Here is a 21,053-nt window from a genome sequence, read left to right on the forward strand (position 1 = left end):
TTGAAGATCATACACTTTTCAGATACGCATCTTGGTTTCAGTGATCTGGATATTACCAACGAAGAGGGTATCAACCAGCGTGAAGCGGACTTTTATAAAGCATTTGAAGATGTTATAAATGCCATCATTGACAGCAGACCCGACTATGCCATTCACACGGGAGACCTTTTTCACCGTGCTTCTCCTTCCAATCGTGCCATTACCTTTGCCCTGACACAGCTCAAACGTCTTGAAAAAGAGGATATTCCTCTTGTGGTAATTGCTGGTAACCACTCCACTCCGCGTACTTCTACCTCTTCACCTATCCTTGAAGCCCTGGAAACACTTGATAACGTGCATGCTGTTTTTCAACAGCATTATGAGCCGGTGGTCTTTGACGATATTGTTTTTCATGCTTTGCCGCATATCAACGATGAGCGGATCATCGAAGGGGAACTGGACAAGATCGAGGCTGGTATTGACAGTGCAAAGAAGAACATATTGATGATGCACTGTTCGGTCGGCGCGCATTACCTCATGCATGAGTTCGGGGAGTGGGTCTATCCCAAAGCGCGTGAAGATATTTTTGAGAAGATGGACTATGTGGCTTTAGGGCATTGGCACGGGTTTGGTGCTGTGGGCAAACACCCCAATGTCTACTATGCCGGCTCCACAGAACGGACAAGCAGCAGTGACAAGCGGGAGGACAAAGGGTATGTCCTGCTGGACTTTTCCAAAGGTCTGGAGATATCGCATCACACGATACCCCTGAGGAGATCTTTGAGCTTCAGCATCGATGCTGAACGTTATGAAGAAGAGACAGCCGCACTTGACCTGACAGAGATAGAAGATGCGCTTGTGGAGGTCAGGCTATTCAACCTGAGTGTTTCAAGCTCCATAGACATTACGAACAAAGCGTTAAACGAACTTTTTGACAAGGCGCTTCATGTGAAGGTCAAGCGTGAGTTTAAAGCAGTGGAGGGGGAGAAACTCGAAGGTGATATCGAGTCTGTTTCTTTGGAAGCGTACTTTATCTCGCACATTAAGAAGAGCGTGGAGGATGAGGCAGAACAGGAGAGGCTGACCGCCAAAGCCAAAGCACTCTTTGCACACTATGAGGAGTTGGATGATGATACTCACTAGCCTCCATATGCAAAATTACAAAAAATACCGGGACTTCTCTCTGGACTTTGCCGAAGGGCTCACGGGGATCATCGGGCGTAATGGTTCGGGCAAATCGACCATCTTCGATGCGATCACTTTCGCGCTCTACGGAGATGTACGCGGAGAGAAAGAGACCATTCGTTATGCCAAGGCAGATGTCAAAGAACCGGTCAAGGTGACGCTTGAGTTTGAGATAGATGGCGAGAGCTACAAGGTTGTGCGTGAGATGCGTGGAAAAGCCCTGGTGGCCAAAGCCTATTTGTACGATGGGGATGATGTGTTGTTGGCAGAGAGTGCCAAAGGGGTGACGGGAGAGATCATCAGGCTCATCGGCATGACCAAAGAGGCGTTCATGCATACGGTCTTCGCGTCACAAAAGGAGCTCACCGCCCTCAGCGGTCTGAAGAACGAAGATCGCAAAAAGATCATCCGAAAGCTTCTAGGACTCGAGAAGATAGACAAGATAGAAACCGATATCAAGATGAAACTCAGAGTCCTGAAAAATGAGATAGAGGCTGTCAGTGGGGTGTTGCTTTCGGGTGAAGAGGTAAGGAGGCTTGAAGAGGAAAAAGAGCGCCTCACTAAAGCATTGGGAGCACTGCAAAAAGAGGTAGCCGAGATAGAGAAAAAGTTTCAAGCCAAGAGCCGTGAGCTCGATGCACTCGATAAGACGCTCAAAGCATTGCAAAAACTCAAGGAGGACTTTGCCAAACTGAACTCCGATCTTGCCCTGCTTCAAAAAGGCTTGGAAGATCAAAAATCCAATCTGCAAAAGGGGCAAAAAGGGCTGAAAGAGCTGCAGACCAAAGCATCTCAGTACGAAAAAGAGAAACATCTTATCGATGAGTACAAAGCACTTGCAGGAACGATCGCTAAACTGCAGAAGCAAAAAGAGCTGTTACTGAAAAAAGAGGGCTTGGAGAAAGAGCAGGTTGCACTGCGTGAGCAGTATGAGAATGCCAAAAAAGAGATACAGGCCCTCAGGAAAAAGCTCGAAGCCAAGCCGGAACTTCTCAAAGAACAGGCTGAAAAGAACCGACTGCTCCAAGCATCTGCGCAAAAGCTCAAAGAGATAGAAGCCGCAGAGAGCAGACTCAGAGAGGAGATCGCCAAATACAACGGCCTGATCGAAAATACCAACAAACAGGTAGCCAGGATCGAATCCATCGGCAAGGGTTCGGACTGCCCCACCTGCACCCGCCCCCTGCTCGATGAGTATGACAATGTGATTGCTACACTCAAAGAGACAATAGAGAAGCTCCACAACGAGGAGATCGCCAAAAGAGAGCATGAGCTCAAAGCAGTCGTAGATGCAAAGGCAAAAGAACAGGAGACAAAGACCAAACTTGAACAGAGTTTACAAAAACTAAGCGGTGATCTTCGTGTGCTGGAAGCCGATGAAAAGACACTCGCTGACAAAGAAGAAGAGTTCAAAAAGATTACGGCAAAAGGACTAAGTAACAAACAGGCACTTGAAGCGCTTAAAGACGTGAAGTACGACGAAGAGGCGCATAAAGAAGCGTTGGCAAAAAAGGAAAAACTGGAGTCCAAGTACAAAGAGCTCATCGGACTCTCCACGCTCATTGCCCAGATACCGGCACTTGAAAATGAGTTAAAGGCCATAGCGTCAGGCATCACTCAGAGTGAGGAGAAGATCAAAAAGCAGGAAAAAGCCATAGCAGCGCACAGCTACGATGCCAAAGAGCATGAAAAACAGTCAGAACTCTATGCCAAGGTGAGCAAAGAGAAAGACGATCTTGCCAAAGCGCTTTCAGATGAGAGGGTCAAGCTCAAAGGAATTGAAGGCGAGATAAAGACACTCCAAAGCAAACTTGCCAGAAACGAAGAGCAAAAAAAGCAGCTCCAGGTCAAGCTCGATGACAAAAGCGATTATGACAAGCTCAAAGCTTTCATGGGTGAGTTCAAAAACAAGATCAACTCCCAAATCTCCCCACGCATCAGCCAGCTGGCTTCCGAGATGTACGCGACAATCACCCGAGGGAAATATCAGCACATCGAAGTAAGCGATGAGTTTGACTTTTTCATCTACGATGACGGTGTCAAGTACCCCATAGAGCGTTTCAGCGGTGGGGAGGTGGATTTGGCAAACCTCGTGCTGCGCATTGCGATCTCCAAGACGCTGAGTGAGCTTAGCGGCAGCGGTGGGGTTGGTTTCCTGGCGTTTGATGAGGTGTTCGGCTCACAGGATGAAGAGCGGCGTTTTGAGATCATGGAGGCATTCCATACCATCAAAGAGCAGTACCGGCAGATATTTCTAATTTCTCATGAGAGTGAGATTAAGGAGATGTTTGAGAGGGTGGTGGAGTTGTGATGGAAATAAAATTTTTAAAAGCTTATAATGGTGATGCAATATATATTTCATATCATGGAAAAAATATTATAATTGATACTGGTACGGGTGCAACATATAGTTCCAAAAGACCCAGAAGACCTAAGCAGTATGGAGAATTAAAAGATATCATTGATTATATTAAATCCAAAGATGAGAAGATAGATTTGTTAATAATTACACATTTAGATGACGATCATATTGGTGGTGTTTTGAAATGGTTTGATAATGATATAGCAAATGCTAAAAATTTAGTTCAATCTGTATGGTTTAATTCGGGTGTAGTCATAAATAAGTATTTTGAAAGTCAAGAAGCAGATGAAAATAATTATACACTGGAAGGAGAATATAATCCAGATACAAGTATAAAACAAGGAGTCTCTTTTGAACAATATCTTTTAGAGAATCGTATTAGCAACATTGAACTTATAAAGTCAGGTATGATTAAAGAAATAGAAGATATGAAGTTTATTATTTTATCGCCTACTGAAGATAAATTAAAAAAGCTACTTAAACCCAAATCCGTAAATAGAAAATAACCATAAAAGAAGAAGTATCGTAAAATAGGGGAAAAGAAAGACAAAAGCGACACTAAACACTTTCACCCATTTGGTGAAGCTTTTGCCAAGGAGTAAAAGTATGCCACAAGGTGTGTTAAATTTTTCTGTAGAGGGAACTAAAGAGTCACTTACTTCCAATGCCGGAACCATATTATTCGGTGAATATCTAAAAGCAACTAAAATCGATCAATTCTGTAATGCCTATCTACCTTTACCTCAAAGTAATCGAGGTTATATGCCATTTGAACACATGCAACCATTACTTCTTATGCTTCATAGCGGAGGAAGGGTCCTGGATGACTTACGTATGATTCATAAAGATAAAGCCATCAAAGAGACGTTGAAGATTAAACATATACCTGTATCAGAGAGTGTAGGAAAATGGATCACACGTCACGGACTACATGGTATCTATGGTATTGAATCCATCAATCGTAAACTGTTGCGAAGACATTTAAAAACGATAGATGAGCCTTTAGTACTTGATATTGATGCTTCGGTAATATTTTCACAAAAAAGTACAGCAGTGACAACTTATAAAATGCAAAGCGGATATATACCTATGATTGGTCATATCAATGGCGGATATGTGATTCACAGTGAATTTCGTTCAGGCAATATTGCGCCCGCAGATAATAATCTGACGTTTCTAAAAAGATGTCGGGAACAATTACCCAAAGCAAAATCACTCTCTTTTTTTAGAGCAGATTCTGCTTCTTATCAGGCTGAACTTTTTAACCACTGCAATAATCATCATATCACCTATACCGTGGGCGCTAACTTAGATCATTCCGTCTACGCCAATATCAAAGAAATTAAAGAGTGGCAATCATTCCAAACCAAAGAAGGTACAGCACATCACCTTAAAGAAGAAGTAGCTGAGTTTATACATACCATGCAGCACACAGACCATGCCTTTAGACTGATTGTTGTCAAAAAGACAGTGACACCGGTACTTCCGGAGATCTGGGATATGTTGAGTATAGACGAAAAACTTGATCTTGCCAGAGAGCATTATTATGTCATCGCTACCAATGCAGATGAAAGCATGTCTGCTCAGGATGTTGTTAGGTTTTATCGCAAGCGTGGAGATACAAGCGAGAACCGGATCAAAGAACTTAAAAATGGTTTCAATCTCAATTATCTTCCTTCATCAAATTTTATCTCCAATGCATTTTACTTTCAGATAGGTGTACTGGCTTATAATCTCTTCATTCTTTTTAAACAAATACTGCAAAATAGCTGGCAAAAACATACGGTTGCCACGATACGCTATAAGTTTTATCGTTTAGCAGGAAAGGTAGTGAAACACAGTAGGCAGACTATCTTGAAAGTTCAAAAAGAGTTTGTAGAAATATTTCACTCCATAAGAGAATGCATCTATAGGGTTTCACTGGAATGATACCCGTATAAAGTCACCAAAAACATCAATACGATAGAAACTTCAAACACTAGAATAGTGCCTAAAAAAACAGCATTTTTAGCATAAACATGTCGGTGTGCTAAAAACAACAAGGTAATACGCAAATTTATGATGCATCTAATCTTTTAGCATAATATCTCTCGTTGATTTTAGTTCAATTTATGATTACTTTGGGGCTATTTACGGATTTGGGTTAAAAATTGGGAAAAGGAAACTTCATATAATCCCCATACTTCTTTATCTAATGACTATGAAAAATCTTTTGATGAATTATTGCAAAATGAATTTGAGGAAGATAAATCATTACCTAATGGAAGTTCTATAGCTTTTATTTTAGAAATAGGTGATAAAAAAATATTGTTCTTAGGGGATTCTCATCCAAGTGTTATTATAGATGGTTTAAAAGAACTAAGATATTCGAATAGGAATAAATTAGAAATTGATTTCATGAAAGTTTCTCATCATGGAAGTAAAGCCAATACATCAAATGAATTATTGGAAATAATTAAATGTGATAAGTTTATTATTAGTACTGATGGCTCAAAGCATGGTTTACCAAATAAAGAAACTTTGGCTAGAATTATTAATAAACATTCAGGATGTAAAATATATTTTACTTATCCAGATTTGATAAAAAAGATATTTAGTGAAAAAGAGTTAAATAATGGTTTGTTTGAAGCTTTAGATATAAGTGAGTTCCGTATATGAGTTTTTTTGAACAATGTAGACAGTGTTCTGTAATGGTTGATGGTGGCAGTGGGGTACTCTTTCAACCAATGACAGAAGAATATAGCTATATATTAACTGCAAAACATAATTTATATGATAATCAAAATAATCCTAAACTAGCAACTGACATACATTTTACGCGTTCCCCAGAGGGTACATCTGAAAATATTATAGAAAAATATGAACATACTACTTTAGATATAGCTATTTTAAAAATAGAAAAAATAGATTTTACAAGTCCCTATAAACAATGGGAACAAGTAAATAATGGGGATGAATTTAAATTTTATGGATATCCAGAAAATAGAAGACAGCAGACTGAAGAAATTAAATATTTTAATTTAAAAGTTGGAGATATGTCTGGACAAGAGATTGTGGCTGAAAATGACAGTTATTATGCGCAATCAGATGTTAGTGGATGTTCTGGTGGAGGAGTATTTAGACAAGATGGTGAAAATTTTATTTTAGTTGGTATTGAATGTCGTATGGATGCAGAATCTGCTGAAGATGAAAATAATAGTAGATTAAGATTTATTAGTATAAATGCATTCGATAAAATTATTGAAGACAATAATGGTGTGTTACAACCGTTATATCCACCTTTTCTAAATAATTTTTCTAGTTTATTGGATAATATTTTTTTCTTAAATGGTATGGAAGAAGCAGAAAAAAGATTAACTCAAGATAGGTTAAGACTGATTGCAGAAGATTTATCTAAGAAAATAAAACCCATAGATATTAAAAATAGATACAACATATTAGAGTCAAGTTATGATAAAAAATGTTATTCTAATAAAGAGCTTTGGTCTATGTATTTAGAGTTTATTGTTATATCTGTTTTTTTAGATATGTATAGCCCTCTTGGGATAGAGGCAATTAGAGATATAAATAAAAAAAGAAAATTTCTTTTTTTGAAATCAACTAACTGGAAAGAGAATAAAGAAGAAATTTTAACCTCTGATTTTAGCTCATTAGAAAAAAATGCAACTGTTATAGTAGCTTGTGATGGAGATAGAACACCAACAAGTTGTCATATAAAATCTTCTACATTAGAAAATATTGGACATGGTATATTACCTGAAAAATTCAATATAGCTTATGGTATGAATCCTTATCATGATTTTACATTTAAGCATATTCATGCGATACAAAAACAGATGATAGATGACTGCGATAATAGTGATACAGTATTTAATGGTGCTACTGCAACTAATATTGAGGAGATTATTAAAGATGAAATTAATAAAGTTTTTGGATAATAAAGATATAGAAGAGATAAAATTGAACTATGATTTAAATTATTTAAAAGTAGTTAAATATGAAAGCTATGATTTAATAGTCATATTTATAAAAGAGAAAAGCTCAAATAAGTTAAAAGAAAACTGGCAAAAAACTTGTAGCGTTCTTTCTGAGAGCATTGAAGATGAATTACTTATTGATAATTTCATTAGGTGGAATGTTTATATATTATATACCCTAGAAGAAGAGGTTAGTAATGAATTAAAATATAAAATAGAGAATAATACTTTTTTTGCTAGAAAGATTATAGAAGATAGATATAAATTGGATTTAACTGATGAAAACATACAAAAACTTATTGAAAAACATATTACTTTTAATGATATAAGATTAATAAAAACTTCACAAGTTAATGATAAATATAGTTCAGATTCTAAGGTATATTCAGAACTTAAAGATTTACATGATATTAATGCAAACAAAATAGATGAAATATTAAATCTATTAGAAGAAGGTGTCAAGTAATGAAATTTAAAAAAGTAGAATTACATGCTTTTAGAGCATATAAAAATAAAGATAATGGTACTTTTGATTTTACTTTTCCTAATGACAAAATAGCAAATTTTATATCAATCTATGCTCCAAATGGATTTGGGAAAACTTCTTTTTATGACGGAGTAGAATGGGCAGTTACTAAAAATATTTCACGATTAGATATTTATAAAAAAATATCTGATGCTGAGAGAAAATTTATAGAAAAAAAGAGTGGAAATAGAGAAAAACAATATATATTGAAAAATAAATTTGTAGATGATAATACAAAAGGATATGTTAAAGTATGGACGGATCGTAAAGAGTTTGAAAATACTATTCCTGCTATTTCAAGAGCTGGTGGAAAAGATTATTTTTCAAGTCAAAAAAGTATTAATAGTTATTTTAAAGATGTTATTTTATCTCAAGATGGTATAGATAATTTTTTAAAAGCGGATGATGACAAAGAAAGATATACAAAATTCATTTCTCATTTTGGTGATAAGACACTGGCTAACTACTATAGTAATATTGAAAAATTAGAGAAGAAAAATAATCAAGAAAAAGAAGAAATAAAAAAAGAAAAAGAGAAGATTGAAAAAAGGTTAAATGTAAGAATCGACGATAGTATTTTTAAATCTACCAATAAAATAATAGAAGAAATAAATCTAAAAAATTCAGAAAAACTAGACTTGATTGATGATAGTTTTGATGAAATCAAAAAATCTGAACTAGAAACTAAGTTATTGCAAGAAAAAAAGAATCTTAGTGAACTAATAAACTATTTTGAAAGCAAATTAATACCTGAATTACCCCATTGGTTAGAAGAAAGTGAAATATATTTTAAAGATAAGCAGAGTTGGGAAAAGTTAAAAAATAAATCAAATGATTATGTTGGATTATTAAATACGACAAAAAATATAAAAATTATTCAAGACTTAATTGATACAAAGAAGTTAGAAAAAGAAAAACTTACGAATTTAAGAAAAAAATATCCCAAATATGAAGCAATTGAAAGTGAAATTCGCAATATTGAAATACGTATTAAAGAGCTGAATAATGCAAAGATAAAATATGAAAAGAATCTCGATAAAATAGAAGTTGCGTATAATGAATTATCTATTAAAGTTGAAAGATTAGAAAAAGAGAAAAGAGAGATAGATAAATTATTAATTGATATACCAAAAATCTATGAAAATATTGAAAAATTACAGAGGTACGTTAGTGATATAAAAATTTTTAGGGATGCGTTAGTAAAATATGATCATATTAAAGAAGCTATAAAAAGTAATATTTTTATAGATATTCGTTCAGATGACAGATATAAATTAAAAGTTGAAAAGATTGAATCATTAATTCAGAAAAATACATTTAATGAAGAAAAATTAACTGCACTGCAGCATAAAAAGAATGAACATCAACAATATAATAGAGAATTAAGAAACTTAATATCATTAGGGATACAAATTATTGATGAGACTCAAAATGATACTTGCCCTTTGTGTAATACAAAACAAGATTCATATGACGCATTGAAAAATAAGGTATTAAATAATCCTTTATTGAATACCCTAGAAAAAGAAATTTTAAAAGAAGAAGAAAAGATACAATACATTATTAATACGAATAATAAGATAATTGAAGATGAGAAAAAATTCATTATTCAATCATTGAATAATGAATTTTCTGATACTAAAAATAAAATTGATAAATTAGAGTATCAAATAAAAAGTCTATCTCCAAATATACTAGAAGAAGATAAAGATTCTTTATTATTAAATCTTATAAGAAAAACAGAAGCAATGAGTCAAGATGAACTAACTAAATTAAAGAAGAAAGAGCAAAATACATTTCATAATTCAATAACTGAATTAAAAAATAGAATGATTGAGTTGAAGATTCAAGAAAAAGAAAGAAAAGAAAATATTTTGCTTATTGAAGAAGCATTAAAAATTCATAATAAAAGTTTGAATAAACTTAAAAATGAAGAAGAATATTTAGCTGTATATAATTATATAAATAAATTTGAAGCTAAAATAGATGTGCTTGAGCAAATAAATAATAATATAGAAAGTATTGATAAATTACTTAATATAAAGAATCTTGAGTTAGATAATTTAAATAATGAAAAATCATCCATTGTAGATAAATATACTGTTGAAAATTTAGATAATTTAGATGTCGAAATAAAATTATTAGATGATGAAATATTTAAATTATATTCAAGAAATATTTTAACATATGAATCAATGTATGAGAAATTTTTTAAAGAGAAGATTACCAATATCGATAATGTAAAAAACCATATAAAAGCTAAAGAAATTGAATTGAATACACGACAAACAAGTAATAAGAAAATAGTCAATTCAATTGAAATAATAGAAAAAAACATAGATACTTTATTGAAGTTTATTGAAAATAAAAAGATGAAGCAAGAATTCGAAAAATATGATGAAAAATATAATATTAAAATAAAAGTAGCATCTAAATTAAGCACAGAGAAAAAGAAATTAGAAGAGAAAATCAATAAAGATATAGAAGAATTTTTTCATGAAGATTTAATTAATCAAATTTATGAAAAAATTGATCCACATCCTGACTATAAGAAAGTGAAATTTGAATGCCATTTTGAGAATGGGGTTGGGAAATTGAATGTTTTTGTTGATAATGATAATGGTACTAAGCATATATCACCAGCACTTTATTATAGTACAGCACAGCTCAATGTATTAAGTTTGAGTATTTTTTTAGCAAAAGCGTTACAAACAAAAGATGAGAATGGAAATAATGTAGATTGTATTTTCATTGATGACCCTATTCAATCAATGGACAGTATTAATATACTTGCAACGATAGATTTATTAAGAAGCTTTATTGCAAACCATAATAAACAGATTATTCTTTCGACACATGATGAAAATTTCTATTATTTATTAAAAAAGAAAATACCTACAGAGTATTTTGATTCTAGGTTTATTGAACTAGAAACATATGGAAAAGTTAAAAGGTAATGACTTTCTCAAAATCCCTCTACACCCGAGCCATCCAATGCCCCAAATCCCTATGGCTCAAAAAATACAAACCTGAGGTCCTCACCCCTCCCGATGCAGCTGCCCAGGCAGTATTTAAAACAGGCAATGAGGTAGGGGAGTTGGCTTGTCAGCTTTTCCCACTTGGGGAAAAAGTACCGTTTACCAGAGACTATGATGAGATGATGGCTACTACGCAAAAGTGGCTGGATGAGGATGTAAAAAACATTTATGAGGCTACTTTCTCTTATGATGGTATTTTGGTCATGGTGGACATTTTACAAGTAGATGAAGATGGCATTTCACTCTATGAAGTGAAGAGTTCTACTTCTGTCAAAGATATCTATCTGCAAGATGTCTCCATACAGTACTATGTGCTGAAAAATCTTGGGCTTAGCATCAAAAGTGCCAATGTTGTGCATATAGATAATACCTACGTCAGAGGCGATGAACTGGAGTTGGAGAAACTTTTTTCTGTGGTGGATGTGACGGAGCAGGTATTGGCGTTGCAGGAGAGCATTCCTAAAAATCTTGAAGCGTTTGAGAATTACTTGAAAGACAGAGAGAACGAACCGGACATTGACATAGGAAAGCATTGTAATAAGCCCTATGAATGTGATGCCAGGGAGTATTGCTGGAGAGTGCAGAGGAATATCCCTGAGTATTCGATCTTTAACATCTTCAATCTCGGCAGCAAAAAGCAGAAAGCACTCTATGAAAGAGGTATCGTAGACATAGCCGACATCCCCGATGACTTTGAGATGACCGCCCAACAGCGCCAAGCTGTTGAAAACTACAAAGCCCGGAGCACCCATATAGACAAAGATGCCATACAAGCTTTTCTCGATACCTTGACCTATCCCATCTACCATCTGGACTTCGAAACCTTTCAGCAAGCCATACCCCAATGGAAAGGCATCAGCCCGTTTATGCAGATCCCCTTTCAGTATTCGCTGCACATAGAGCACGAAGACGGCAGACTCGAGCACCGTGAGTTTCTGGCACAGGACGGCACAGACCCAAGAGCGGCACTGGCACAAAAGCTCTGCGAAGACATCCCCAGAGATGTCACAGTACTGGCATACAACATGAGCTTTGAAAAAGGTGTCATCAAAAAACTGGCTCAAGAATATGAAGCCCTTTCCGAACATCTTATGGCCATACATGGCAACACCAAAGACCTCATGACTCCGTTCCAGCAAAAACACTACGTCACTCCCGAGATGAATGGAAGCTACTCTATCAAATATGTACTGCCTGCACTTGTTCCTGAAATGGCAGATGCCTACAAAATGCTTGATGGCGTGCAAAACGGTGGTGAAGCAATGAATGCTTTTGCCAATCTGGGCAAACTGGAAGAGGGTGAAAAAGAGAAGATGAGAAACGCACTGCTGGAGTACTGTAAGCTCGATACACTGGCGATGGTAAAGGTATTGGAAAAATTAAGAGAGGTGACAGGTGACTGATTATCGAAAAGCGATCCCTCATGACAAGCAGAAAACGCCGCCAAAAGCTCATAGATGGTATATTACAGAACACGACGGAGATGTATGATGAATAAAATATCAGATAAAATTAGTATTTATCAAACTGAAAATGGTGAAATACGACTCAAAGAGGATATTACTAATGAAACAGTATGGGCGAGTTTGGATGAAATCGCTCAAATATTTGGACGTGATAAGTCAGTCATTTCTCGTCACATACGTAATATTTTCAAAGATGAGGAACTTGAAGAAATAGCAGTTGTTGCAAATTTTGCAACAACTGCCAATGATGAAAAAACTTATCAGGTGAAATATTACAATTTAGATATGATTTTATCTGTTGGATATCGTGTTAACTCAAAAGTAGCAACAAACTTCCGTAAATGGGCTACCAAAACCCTCAAAGAGCACATTGTTCAAGGCTACACCATCAACAAAGAGCGCCTTCAAAAAAATTATGATGAATTTTTACGGGTAGTTGAAGATATAAAAGTGCTATCTCAAAATGCAGATAATGTCAAAGCAGAGGATGTATTGGAGCTTATCAAATCTTTTTCGGCTACTTGGTTTGGATTGGACAGTTATGACAGAGAGGAGTTGCCCAAAGAGGGTATCAGTAAAGTAAATCTTGAGTTTGAAGTTGAGAAGCTTTATAAAGATGTTGCTATTTTCAAGCAGGAGTTGATGAAAAGAGGTGAAGCCTCTGAGATATTTGCCACTGAGAAAACAAAGAAGAGCCTGGAGGGGATTTTTGGTAACGTGTTTCAATCAGTCTTTGGTGCAGATGCCTACCCTACAGTAGAGGAAAAGGCGGCACATTTACTTTACTTTATAGTGAAAAACCATCCTTTCAACGATGGGAACAAACGTACGGGTGCATTTAGTTTTGTCTGGTTGCTGAAAAGAGCAGGGTTTGATGTGGAAAAATTTATAAATCCTAATGCTTTGACCGCGTTGAAATACGTGTCAGGCGTTGAATATCCACTAAATTTACGCTATACTATATATAAAAAGAGGATAGGCTACTATGCCAAGAAAACCCAGAATAGATCTTGCAGGCTATCACCATGTCATCAACAGAGGTGTCAATCGCTCCGATATTTTCGTTGATGAGGATGACTATGAAGTGTTTTTGAAGATACTCTGCAAAGCTTGCAGGGATTATAAAGTCGTAGTGCATGACTATTGCCTGATGAGCAACCATTTCCACCTGCTGGTCGAGACTCGGCTGAATAACCTCTCACTCTTTATGAAACAGCTCAACAGTAACTACGCCCTCTATGCCAATAAAAAACAGAAACGCTCCGGTCACTTCTGGCAGGGGAGGTTTTATTCCCGCTATATCGTCAATGAGGAGTACTACTATACGCTGATACGGTACATAGAACAAAACCCCATTGAAGCTGGTCTGGTTGAGAAAGTAGGGGAATATCCTTATACACTGGGAGCGGTCATTGCCAACCGGCAAAAACCCGTACCGTGTACCCGTGACTCCAAACTGCTTCAAGAGCTTGATTATGAAAACATACAAGAGATCATCGGAGTAAGTCTCGATGAAGAAGCGCAGGCACAGTTGGCAGAGATACAGGCACAAAAGGTGATAGAAAAAGGGGGAGTCAAGCAAGCCGCTTATAGTAAAAGCCTTGAAGAACATTTCAAAGATACTGAACGTAACGAAGCCATGCGCCATGCTTTGGATGATGGCTACACGCAGGCAAAGATCGCTGCGTATCTCGGAGTATCACGATCGCTGGTTTCTAAGATACTCAAAAGTAGATATTCAACGCTTGGCCTATAATATGCCCCTTAATATAAGCGGTGTGTTGTAGAATACGACGGAGATGTATGGTACACTGTAAGGTATCACAAGGGCTGGTATGCTTGGGCATATAGAGGCTTTGGAGTTGCATGAGGGGATGGATGATGAATAAAATATCAGATAAAATTAGTATTTATCAAACAGAAAATGGTGAAATACGACTAAAAGAGGACATTACTAATGAAACAGTATGGGCAAGTTTGGATGAGATTGCTCAAATATTTGGACGTGATAAATCAGTTATTTCTCGTCACATACGTAATATTTTCAAAGATGAAGAACTTGAAGAAATAGCAGTTGTTGCAAAATTTGCAACAACTGCCAGTGATGGAAAAACTTATCAGGTAAAATATTACAATTTAGATATGATTTTATCTGTTGGATATCGTGTTAACTCAAAAGTAGCAACAAACTTCCGTAAATGGGCCACCAAAACCCTCAAAGAGCACATTGTACAAGGCTACACCATCAATAAAGAACGCCTTCAAAAAAATTATGATGAATTTTTACGGGTAGTTGAAGATATAAAAGTGCTATCTCAAAATGCAGATAATGTCAAAGCAGAGGATGTATTGGAGCTTATCAAATCTTTTTCGGCTACTTGGTTTGGATTGGACAGTTATGACAGAGAGGAGTTGCCCAAAGAGGGTATCAGTAAAGTAAATCTTGAGTTTGAAGTTGAGAAGCTTTATAAAGATGTTGCTATTTTCAAGCAGGAGTTGATGAAAAGAGGTGAAGCCTCTGAGATATTTGCCACTGAGAAAACAAAGAAGAGCCTGGAGGGGATTTTTGGTAACGTGTTTCAATCAGTCTTTGGTGCAGATGCCTACCCTACAGTAGAGGAAAAGGCGGCACATTTACTTTACTTTATAGTGAAAAACCATCCTTTCAACGATGGGAACAAACGTACGGGTGCATTTAGTTTTGTCTGGTTGCTGAAAAGAGCAGGGTTTGATGTGGAAAAATTTATAAATCCTAATGCTTTGACCGCGTTGACCTTGTTCATAGCGGAGTCAAACCCGAATGATAAAGATCGTATGGTGGGGTTAGTACTTTTGATGTTGAGGGATTAGATGATGAGTGATATTGTATGAGAGAATTATGCTAATATAGCGCTTTTAAATAGAGGACAATACAGATGGGAATTTTTGCTTTACAATCACTTGTCGGAGGTTTCTTGGATGAAGATCTAAAAAATTTCAATAAGGTTTTTGATGATTGGTGTGTGCAGTTTGAGAGCATAGAAGATGCGCAGCTTATGCTGGAGAGTCTTGAGAAAAATGAGCAGATCAAGATTGTGGAGATCACACCGCTGAGTTATCCGAAATACTTTTTCCCAAAACTACAAGGCATCATCCACGCTACACGAGAATACGAAGGAAACATCATATGCGTCGTCGAGCCACAGATGGGGGCGAGTTTTCGTATTGCTATATGCGATTTGGAGACTAAAAGTGTAAGGGTACTTGGTACACGGTACAAGAGTGCGTTAAGTGCTGAAGGGGCGTTTGCCAATTTGTCTTTTACGTTGTAAAATTAGAGGTTAGTAACATTGATACCGTACCCATGTTGATGTTCAGGAATTTAGTATAAACTGGATACACTGACAAACATAACAATAAACCCGGATTATGCATTAGAGATTACAGAACGCTACGCAAACCATTGCACTGTGGGCACTTACGGAGAAACCATCAATGCACCTACGGGTGCACCTCAAATTTTCCGCAAATGCCCACAGCACAAGCGTTTGGAAGATTTCAAGTAATTCTAATGCATAATCCGGGATAAACAGGAAATAATAGTGAAAAAAGTTTTTCAACTGACCGACCCCAAGAAGCATACAGATCGCGTACTCGAAGCCGTTAAGCATGACATCAGAAAATATGTCAAACGCGAAAAGAGAAAAGAACTGGCAGACCCGGAAATTACCTACTGGGACTTTGACTGCAAGATAGGCACCACAGCAGAAGAGGCAGAGAATATCGTCTATAAAGAGCTTTTGGCGGCACTGGACAGCATACATGCTACAGGTGCCACGCAAGTCTACATAGAGATTATGGCAAAAGCTGTACCCAAACCGTTAAAATCAATCAACGAAGAAGCAAGTGAAGAAGAGCCAGCCGAAGATAGTGTAAGCAGTGAGTCTGCTGATTAGTGCGGAAGAATCCTCCTCTCTTTTTGTGAGACAAGGTAACACCACTGGGCACTCTCTATAGACAGCCCAAAGTTACCGATGCTGATACGCTACAATTCCAATGACCTTCAACAGTGCAAAAGAGCACTTGTAGTTTATAAATCAAACAATTTGTAGCTATAATAGATGAAAACATCTCGAAAAGGAAATGCTATGCTGAAAATTTTATTACCGCTTCTTTTCATTTTCAGCTTGCACGCTTCATCTATCGCATCGATAGATGATATTAAGCAGGCATATCGGCGAATCAATAGTCAGCAGGCATCTTTTGTGACTATGCAGCAGGAGATACGAGATATTTCCAGCGAAGGTGCTGTGGCAAAGTATTTTTTTGATCAAGACGGCTCTATTGCCTTGATCAAGCTAAATATATATGGCGAAATGGGCAAACTGGAAGAGGAGTATTATTTTCAAAATGGAAATCTCTTTTTTATGTTCAGTATAGATTACAGCTACAATGAGCCGCCGATATTAAGTGGGTATGACCCAAAAAAAACAAAAATCCAAAAAAACAGATACTATTTTATCAGGGATAAAATGGTCAAGTGGTTAAATACCAAACTACAAAAAGTACCTGAATATTCTGCCAAATTCAAAAACAAAGAGAAAGAAATACTGCATTTTATGAAGCAGTATTTACTTGCCAAAGTGCCAAATGCACATAACCAAGATTTTATAAAATTTCTGAGTTTGGAAGATGGCAGCAAAGTTGTATTGTATTATGCCGAAGAAGAAGGTTTTGTCACCATCATGGCAAAAAGATTTGAAAACGATACATTAAAATGGCAAAAAATTATTGCAAAAGCTTCTCCCGGGGCAATAGAGGTTGGAGGAATTGTCGGATTTTCTGATAGCTTTATTATCGCAGGACATACGACCCTGTCGGGAAGCGGAAAAAGTTATTTCTGGATCAAGTGTTTTAGCAAAAATGGTCAAAGCCTATGGCAGAAAAAGACAGAAGCCTCTCCCCAGGATACGATGATCAGTGTGCTGAAACTCAATAAGAGATTTTTTGAAACGGTTACGATTGAAGATGAGGAGAGTGAAAGCAAATATTTTATTACTGTGTATAACAAGAATGGAAAGCAGGTGCTTAAAAAGGCATTTGCAAACTTAGACTGAGGAGGATACCATGAGAGTCGCGCTATTGATGTTGCTGTTGTTAAATTTACTTATGTCCCAAGAGCCAAATTTCAAAAAATGTTACGAAAACAATCCGGCAACAAATAACTGGATGCAGTGTGCTTACAGTGAGTATGACTACTGGGATAAAAAACTCAATAGCCTCTATCGGCAGGTAAAAAATAAACTCCCAAAAGAGGAAATCCACAACCTCGTTACAGCGCAAAGAGCCTGGATAAAATTTCGAGATACGGAGTGTTATCTGGAAGCGTATGAAATGCGGGGAGGCTCGGCAGAAAAACAGCTGAATATCGGTTGTAAAATCTCAATGACGGAAAAAAGAGTCAAAGAATTGTACTCTTTCCTTCCGTAAGGATGTGTGATGAAAACGTTTATATTATTACTGATTTTGACGGTATCTGTTTTTGCGAATGAGCATTTAGAAAAGGGTGAAAAACTGCTTTACAGCTTCAAAACGCAGAAGGGAAAAACAGTGACCATAGCTGTTGGTGCCAACGATAGCTATATGGTTTATCGTTATGGAAAAGAGGGAAAAATAGAGTTTGAGTATCCAAAAAATCGTAAAAATTCTTTTGGGAAGTTTACTTTTTCAAGCTATTTCCGAGGTGGTGGTGCCCAAAATGAGGGCTTGGATTTGAATGCTTTATCCTTTACAAACAAAAGCTATAAATATACCATTTTTGATGAGTACAGTGCTGCGGACGAGAGCCGGGATATCGGCATTAGAATTACCAAAAAAGGGAAAAAGATCACCACAATAAAAGGGGTTGTCAAAACCATAAAAGGTTCTCTGTCCAGCCTGGAGAACTATCCGGTCAAAACCACTTCCGAAAGTGGAGAATAGATCATGCCAAACCTGAAAATATCAAATACCGTTACTTTGGATGAAAATGAAATAGAGATCTCTGCCATAAGAGCGCAGGGGTCCGGTGGGCAGAAGGTCAACAAGGTCTCTGCGGCGATCCATCTTCGTTTTGACATTGCTGCCTCGTCACTCCCGGCATTTTACAAAGAGAAACTGCTTGCGCTTAAAGACAAACGCATTAGCAAAGACGGTATAGTCGTGATAAAGTCCCAACAGCACCGAAGCCAGGAACAGAACAGAGAAGAGGCACTTGAACGTCTGGTGGAACTCATAAAAAGTGTGACTGTCACTCAAAAAAAGCGAGTACCGACCAAGCCGACAAAAGGCTCTGTCAATAGAAGATTGAACTCAAAAAAGAAACATGCCGGAAAGAAACGATTGCGGGGGAAAGTGGAGAGGGAATGAAAAACCAATCAGACCACAACTCAAAAATAGCGATAATTATCAGGTTCTGGAACGATATCCGTGCGTTGGTCGGTTTAATCAGAGCTTACTGGAAGAATGAGTATAGAGATATTTCATGGATGACTATTGTGATCATCAGTGTCACATTCTTTTATATGTTGTTTTCACCGATAGGATATATACCGGTGTTGGGACAGATAGATGATATCATTGTCCTTGTCATTTGTCTGAAATTGATATATGCTGATCTGGAAAAGTACAAACATTTCAAAGAGGAACAAAAAAATCAGAAGAACAAAGAAAACGCCGCATAGAAATACTAATTCGCATTTATTGATACAATTCAATATGTTTCTTCTTTTGTTCCGCTATACTTCCAAAAAAATAGCAAGGCATGATATTTATGAGTGAATTTTTAAATAACCAGACTTCCCCGTTTGAAGGGCAGTTCCCCGATGGGCATCCTGTACGTACCTACCTGGAGGAGAACCTTCTTATCCGCAGCCTTATAGAACAGCTGCAAGCCGTAAACATACAGGAACAGTTTGAACTTTTTAAAGAGCTGTTTGAAAAGCTTGCCAAAGTAGAGCTTCACTTTGCACGCAAGGAGAACCAGCTTTTTCCTTATCTTGAAAAACATGGCTGGACAAGTCCTTCCCAGGGAATGTGGGCTTTTCATGACCAGATACGTGAAGAGATAAAAGCTCTGAGAGCTGCCATAGAAGCAGATGATATACAAACTATTGCCTTTGATCTTCAGGTGGTGTGCCGTTCGCTTGAACACATTATGCAGGTGGAAGAGGGCAGACTCCTTCCCAATGCCATGCAGATGCTCAGTGAAGAGGAGTGGAAAGAGTTCAAAGAGGGAGACAAAGAGATAGGCTGGATGTTCGATACCCCTCCTGCGCCTTACCCTGCAGATGAGTACATCCATCCAAGCCAGGATACCCAAAAAAGAGCACTTCCCTTTGGTACAGAGGACAAAACCCATTTTGATGAAGGGTGGTTGACTCCTGAGCAGGTAAACTCCATTTTTCGCATTCTGCCTGTGGATATTACATATGTCAACGAAGATGATCAGGTCGTTTTTTACAATAGAGGAGAGGACAGAGTATTTCCAAGAAGTGCAGGGATCATAGGTCGTGAAGTGAAATTCTGCCACCCTCCAAAGAGTGTGGATCAGGTCATCAAAATACTTGAAGCCTTCAAAGCAGGGACACAGGACCTGGCAGAATTCTGGATAAACTTCAAAGGACAGTTCATTCACATACAATATTTTGCGGTGCGAGACCCGGACGGTACCTACAGAGGGGTCATAGAGATGAGTCAGGATGTGACGCATGTACGCGGTCTGGAAGGGGAGAAACGACTGCTTGACTGGGAATAATTGCGTGGGAAAGTGCTGAGGGAGTACTATGCTGATGAAGTGTGAAGTATTGGATCGGAAATCTTACGGAAGTTCAACAGACCATCCTGACCAGCATGCCCTCTTCTTCCACTGTAAGGTAACGCCATTTACCACTTTCTATGTCAAGCTCAAAACTGCCGATACTGATGCGTTTCAGTTCCAACACCTTTAACGGCGTTCCAAACTTTGGGTCTTTCAGTGCTCCGAAGAGTCGGCGGATATGACGGTTCTTTCCCTCATCGATGACTATCTTGAGTTTGGTTTTTGCGCCACCTGTTCCTAGTTTTTCTACGACAAGTGCTTTGAGTAAGCCATGCTTGCTTTCTACACCTCTCTTGGCTTCTGCTATATGTTCATCTGTCACATGACCTCTGACCCAGATCTCGTATACCTTAATACAGTTCCCTGGCCTGGTCAAGGCATCGCCGATCTTGCCGTCGGTGGTGAACAGTAGAAGCCCCTTGGATTCCAGATCAAGGCGTCCGATGGGCATCCACCCGTCATGAAAAGCCCAATCGGGTAAAAGATCATATACCGTTTTGCGCCCAAGTTCATCAGAACGCGTGACCACATAGCCCTTGGGCTTGTTGAGTACTAACAGTTTTTTCGAGCTATGCATGGGTGTCTTCCTTGGGGCTGATAAAAGCCAATTTACAAGTAAAATACCACAAATTTCTATAAACATATGGCAATTTGGTATATTTTCATTTTTATACTGCAATATC

At 37.4% G+C, this 21,053-nt stretch carries 21 protein-coding genes; 20 read left to right on the top strand and 1 reads right to left on the bottom strand.

Annotated elements, in window-relative coordinates; all coding sequences use genetic code 11:
* From SUN_RS03780 to SUN_RS03875, 20 genes are all read left to right on the top strand, one after another.
* Positions 1–1,122, top strand: a complete 1,122-nt coding sequence (locus SUN_RS03780) for a metallophosphoesterase family protein (protein WP_011980417.1) — start codon at positions 1–3, stop codon at positions 1,120–1,122.
* Complete coding sequence (locus tag SUN_RS03785) at positions 1,106–3,475, top strand: AAA family ATPase (RefSeq protein WP_050748032.1); 2,370 nt, start codon at positions 1,106–1,108, stop codon at positions 3,473–3,475. Before SUN_RS03780 ends, SUN_RS03785 begins: the two co-directional genes overlap by 17 nt.
* Positions 3,475–4,032 (top strand): MBL fold metallo-hydrolase, encoded by a 558-nt coding sequence (locus tag SUN_RS03790; protein WP_011980419.1) that lies wholly within the window; start codon positions 3,475–3,477, stop codon positions 4,030–4,032. The genes SUN_RS03785 and SUN_RS03790 overlap by 1 nt, the downstream gene beginning before the upstream one ends.
* 100 nt (positions 4,033–4,132) lie before the next feature.
* Positions 4,133–5,455 carry an IS1380-like element ISSlsp1 family transposase gene (locus tag SUN_RS03795; RefSeq protein ID WP_011980420.1) on the top strand — a complete coding sequence of 441 codons (1,323 nt, stop codon included), beginning with the start codon at positions 4,133–4,135 and terminating at the stop codon, positions 5,453–5,455.
* A gap of 294 nt (positions 5,456–5,749) precedes the next feature.
* Entirely contained in the window at positions 5,750–6,184 is a 435-nt protein-coding gene (locus tag SUN_RS03800) for a hypothetical protein (protein ID WP_011980421.1), read from the top strand.
* Entirely contained in the window at positions 6,181–7,464 is a 1,284-nt protein-coding gene (locus SUN_RS03805) for an ABC-three component system protein (protein ID WP_011980422.1), read from the top strand. Before SUN_RS03800 ends, SUN_RS03805 begins: the two co-directional genes overlap by 4 nt.
* Positions 7,439–7,969, top strand: a complete 531-nt coding sequence (locus SUN_RS03810) for an ABC-three component system middle component 1 (RefSeq protein WP_011980423.1) — start codon at positions 7,439–7,441, stop codon at positions 7,967–7,969. Before SUN_RS03805 ends, SUN_RS03810 begins: the two co-directional genes overlap by 26 nt.
* Positions 7,969–10,986, top strand: coding sequence for a hypothetical protein (locus SUN_RS03815; RefSeq protein ID WP_011980424.1), 3,018 nt, complete (start codon positions 7,969–7,971; stop codon positions 10,984–10,986). Before SUN_RS03810 ends, SUN_RS03815 begins: the two co-directional genes overlap by 1 nt.
* On the top strand, positions 10,986–12,470 hold the full coding sequence (locus SUN_RS03820) for a DUF2779 domain-containing protein (RefSeq protein ID WP_011980425.1): 1,485 nt from the start codon (positions 10,986–10,988) through the stop codon (positions 12,468–12,470). The genes SUN_RS03815 and SUN_RS03820 overlap by 1 nt, the downstream gene beginning before the upstream one ends.
* A gap of 84 nt (positions 12,471–12,554) precedes the next feature.
* Positions 12,555–13,601: a virulence protein RhuM/Fic/DOC family protein gene (locus SUN_RS03825; protein WP_232501355.1), complete on the top strand. Its 1,047-nt coding sequence runs from the start codon at positions 12,555–12,557 to the stop codon at positions 13,599–13,601.
* Positions 13,519–14,289 (top strand): REP-associated tyrosine transposase, encoded by a 771-nt coding sequence (locus SUN_RS03830; protein ID WP_011980427.1) that lies wholly within the window; start codon positions 13,519–13,521, stop codon positions 14,287–14,289. Before SUN_RS03825 ends, SUN_RS03830 begins: the two co-directional genes overlap by 83 nt.
* A 122-nt stretch (positions 14,290–14,411) precedes the next feature.
* Positions 14,412–15,383 (top strand): virulence protein RhuM/Fic/DOC family protein, encoded by a 972-nt coding sequence (locus tag SUN_RS03835; protein ID WP_041672898.1) that lies wholly within the window; start codon positions 14,412–14,414, stop codon positions 15,381–15,383.
* Between the two features lie 65 nt (positions 15,384–15,448).
* A complete protein-coding gene (locus SUN_RS03840; protein ID WP_011980429.1) occupies positions 15,449–15,844 on the top strand; it encodes a hypothetical protein in 396 nt (131 codons plus the stop codon).
* Between the two features lie 270 nt (positions 15,845–16,114).
* On the top strand, positions 16,115–16,468 hold the full coding sequence (locus tag SUN_RS03845; protein WP_011980430.1) for a DUF6172 family protein: 354 nt from the start codon (positions 16,115–16,117) through the stop codon (positions 16,466–16,468).
* 192 nt (positions 16,469–16,660) lie between these two features.
* On the top strand, positions 16,661–17,629 hold the full coding sequence (locus SUN_RS03850; protein WP_011980431.1) for a hypothetical protein: 969 nt from the start codon (positions 16,661–16,663) through the stop codon (positions 17,627–17,629).
* 10 nt (positions 17,630–17,639) lie between these two features.
* The gene (locus SUN_RS03855) at positions 17,640–18,002 is read left to right on the top strand and encodes a lysozyme inhibitor LprI family protein (protein WP_011980432.1); all 363 of its coding nucleotides are present in this window, start codon (positions 17,640–17,642) and stop codon (positions 18,000–18,002) included.
* Positions 18,003–18,011: 9 nt separating this feature from the next.
* Positions 18,012–18,494 carry a hypothetical protein gene (locus SUN_RS03860; protein WP_011980433.1) on the top strand — a complete coding sequence of 161 codons (483 nt, stop codon included), beginning with the start codon at positions 18,012–18,014 and terminating at the stop codon, positions 18,492–18,494.
* A 3-nt stretch (positions 18,495–18,497) separates the two neighbouring features.
* Positions 18,498–18,920 (top strand): alternative ribosome rescue aminoacyl-tRNA hydrolase ArfB, encoded by a 423-nt coding sequence (gene arfB, locus SUN_RS03865; RefSeq protein WP_011980434.1) that lies wholly within the window; start codon positions 18,498–18,500, stop codon positions 18,918–18,920.
* On the top strand, positions 18,917–19,234 hold the full coding sequence (locus SUN_RS03870; RefSeq protein WP_011980435.1) for a YkvA family protein: 318 nt from the start codon (positions 18,917–18,919) through the stop codon (positions 19,232–19,234). Before arfB ends, SUN_RS03870 begins: the two co-directional genes overlap by 4 nt.
* 89 nt (positions 19,235–19,323) lie before the next feature.
* Positions 19,324–20,307 carry a DUF438 domain-containing protein gene (locus SUN_RS03875; RefSeq protein WP_041672671.1) on the top strand — a complete coding sequence of 328 codons (984 nt, stop codon included), beginning with the start codon at positions 19,324–19,326 and terminating at the stop codon, positions 20,305–20,307.
* Between the two features lie 73 nt (positions 20,308–20,380).
* Here SUN_RS03875 and SUN_RS03880 read toward each other — a convergent pair whose 3' ends face one another.
* Positions 20,381–20,947 (bottom strand): pseudouridine synthase, encoded by a 567-nt coding sequence (locus tag SUN_RS03880; RefSeq protein ID WP_011980437.1) that lies wholly within the window; start codon positions 20,945–20,947, stop codon positions 20,381–20,383.
* Positions 20,948–21,053: the final 106 nt, after the last annotated feature.

The sequence above is a fragment of the Sulfurovum sp. NBC37-1 genome, from assembly GCF_000010345.1.
Taxonomy (GTDB): Bacteria; Campylobacterota; Campylobacteria; order Campylobacterales; family Sulfurovaceae; genus Sulfurovum.

Excerpts from the sequence above, each read along its gene's own strand:
- SUN_RS03830 (WP_011980427.1), top strand. The coding sequence starts at position 13,519 with ATGCCAAGAAAACCCAGAATAGATCTTGCAGGCTATCACCATGTCATC.
- SUN_RS03795 (WP_011980420.1), top strand. The coding sequence starts at position 4,133 with ATGCCACAAGGTGTGTTAAATTTTTCTGTAGAGGGAACTAAAGAGTCA.
- SUN_RS03875 (WP_041672671.1), top strand. The coding sequence starts at position 19,324 with ATGAGTGAATTTTTAAATAACCAGACTTCCCCGTTTGAAGGGCAGTTC.
- SUN_RS03805 (WP_011980422.1), top strand. The coding sequence starts at position 6,181 with ATGAGTTTTTTTGAACAATGTAGACAGTGTTCTGTAATGGTTGATGGT.
- SUN_RS03850 (WP_011980431.1), top strand. The coding sequence starts at position 16,661 with ATGCTGAAAATTTTATTACCGCTTCTTTTCATTTTCAGCTTGCACGCT.
- SUN_RS03820 (WP_011980425.1), top strand. The coding sequence starts at position 10,986 with ATGACTTTCTCAAAATCCCTCTACACCCGAGCCATCCAATGCCCCAAA.
- arfB (WP_011980434.1), top strand. The coding sequence starts at position 18,498 with ATGCCAAACCTGAAAATATCAAATACCGTTACTTTGGATGAAAATGAA.
- SUN_RS03860 (WP_011980433.1), top strand. The coding sequence starts at position 18,012 with ATGAAAACGTTTATATTATTACTGATTTTGACGGTATCTGTTTTTGCG.
- SUN_RS03870 (WP_011980435.1), top strand. The coding sequence starts at position 18,917 with ATGAAAAACCAATCAGACCACAACTCAAAAATAGCGATAATTATCAGG.
- SUN_RS03815 (WP_011980424.1), top strand. The coding sequence starts at position 7,969 with ATGAAATTTAAAAAAGTAGAATTACATGCTTTTAGAGCATATAAAAAT.
- SUN_RS03840 (WP_011980429.1), top strand. The coding sequence starts at position 15,449 with ATGGGAATTTTTGCTTTACAATCACTTGTCGGAGGTTTCTTGGATGAA.
- SUN_RS03790 (WP_011980419.1), top strand. The coding sequence starts at position 3,475 with ATGGAAATAAAATTTTTAAAAGCTTATAATGGTGATGCAATATATATT.
- SUN_RS03835 (WP_041672898.1), top strand. The coding sequence starts at position 14,412 with ATGATGAATAAAATATCAGATAAAATTAGTATTTATCAAACAGAAAAT.
- SUN_RS03810 (WP_011980423.1), top strand. The coding sequence starts at position 7,439 with ATGAAATTAATAAAGTTTTTGGATAATAAAGATATAGAAGAGATAAAA.
- SUN_RS03880 (WP_011980437.1), bottom strand. The coding sequence starts at position 20,947 with ATGCATAGCTCGAAAAAACTGTTAGTACTCAACAAGCCCAAGGGCTAT.
- SUN_RS03825 (WP_232501355.1), top strand. The coding sequence starts at position 12,555 with ATGATGAATAAAATATCAGATAAAATTAGTATTTATCAAACTGAAAAT.
- SUN_RS03785 (WP_050748032.1), top strand. The coding sequence starts at position 1,106 with ATGATGATACTCACTAGCCTCCATATGCAAAATTACAAAAAATACCGG.
- SUN_RS03855 (WP_011980432.1), top strand. The coding sequence starts at position 17,640 with ATGAGAGTCGCGCTATTGATGTTGCTGTTGTTAAATTTACTTATGTCC.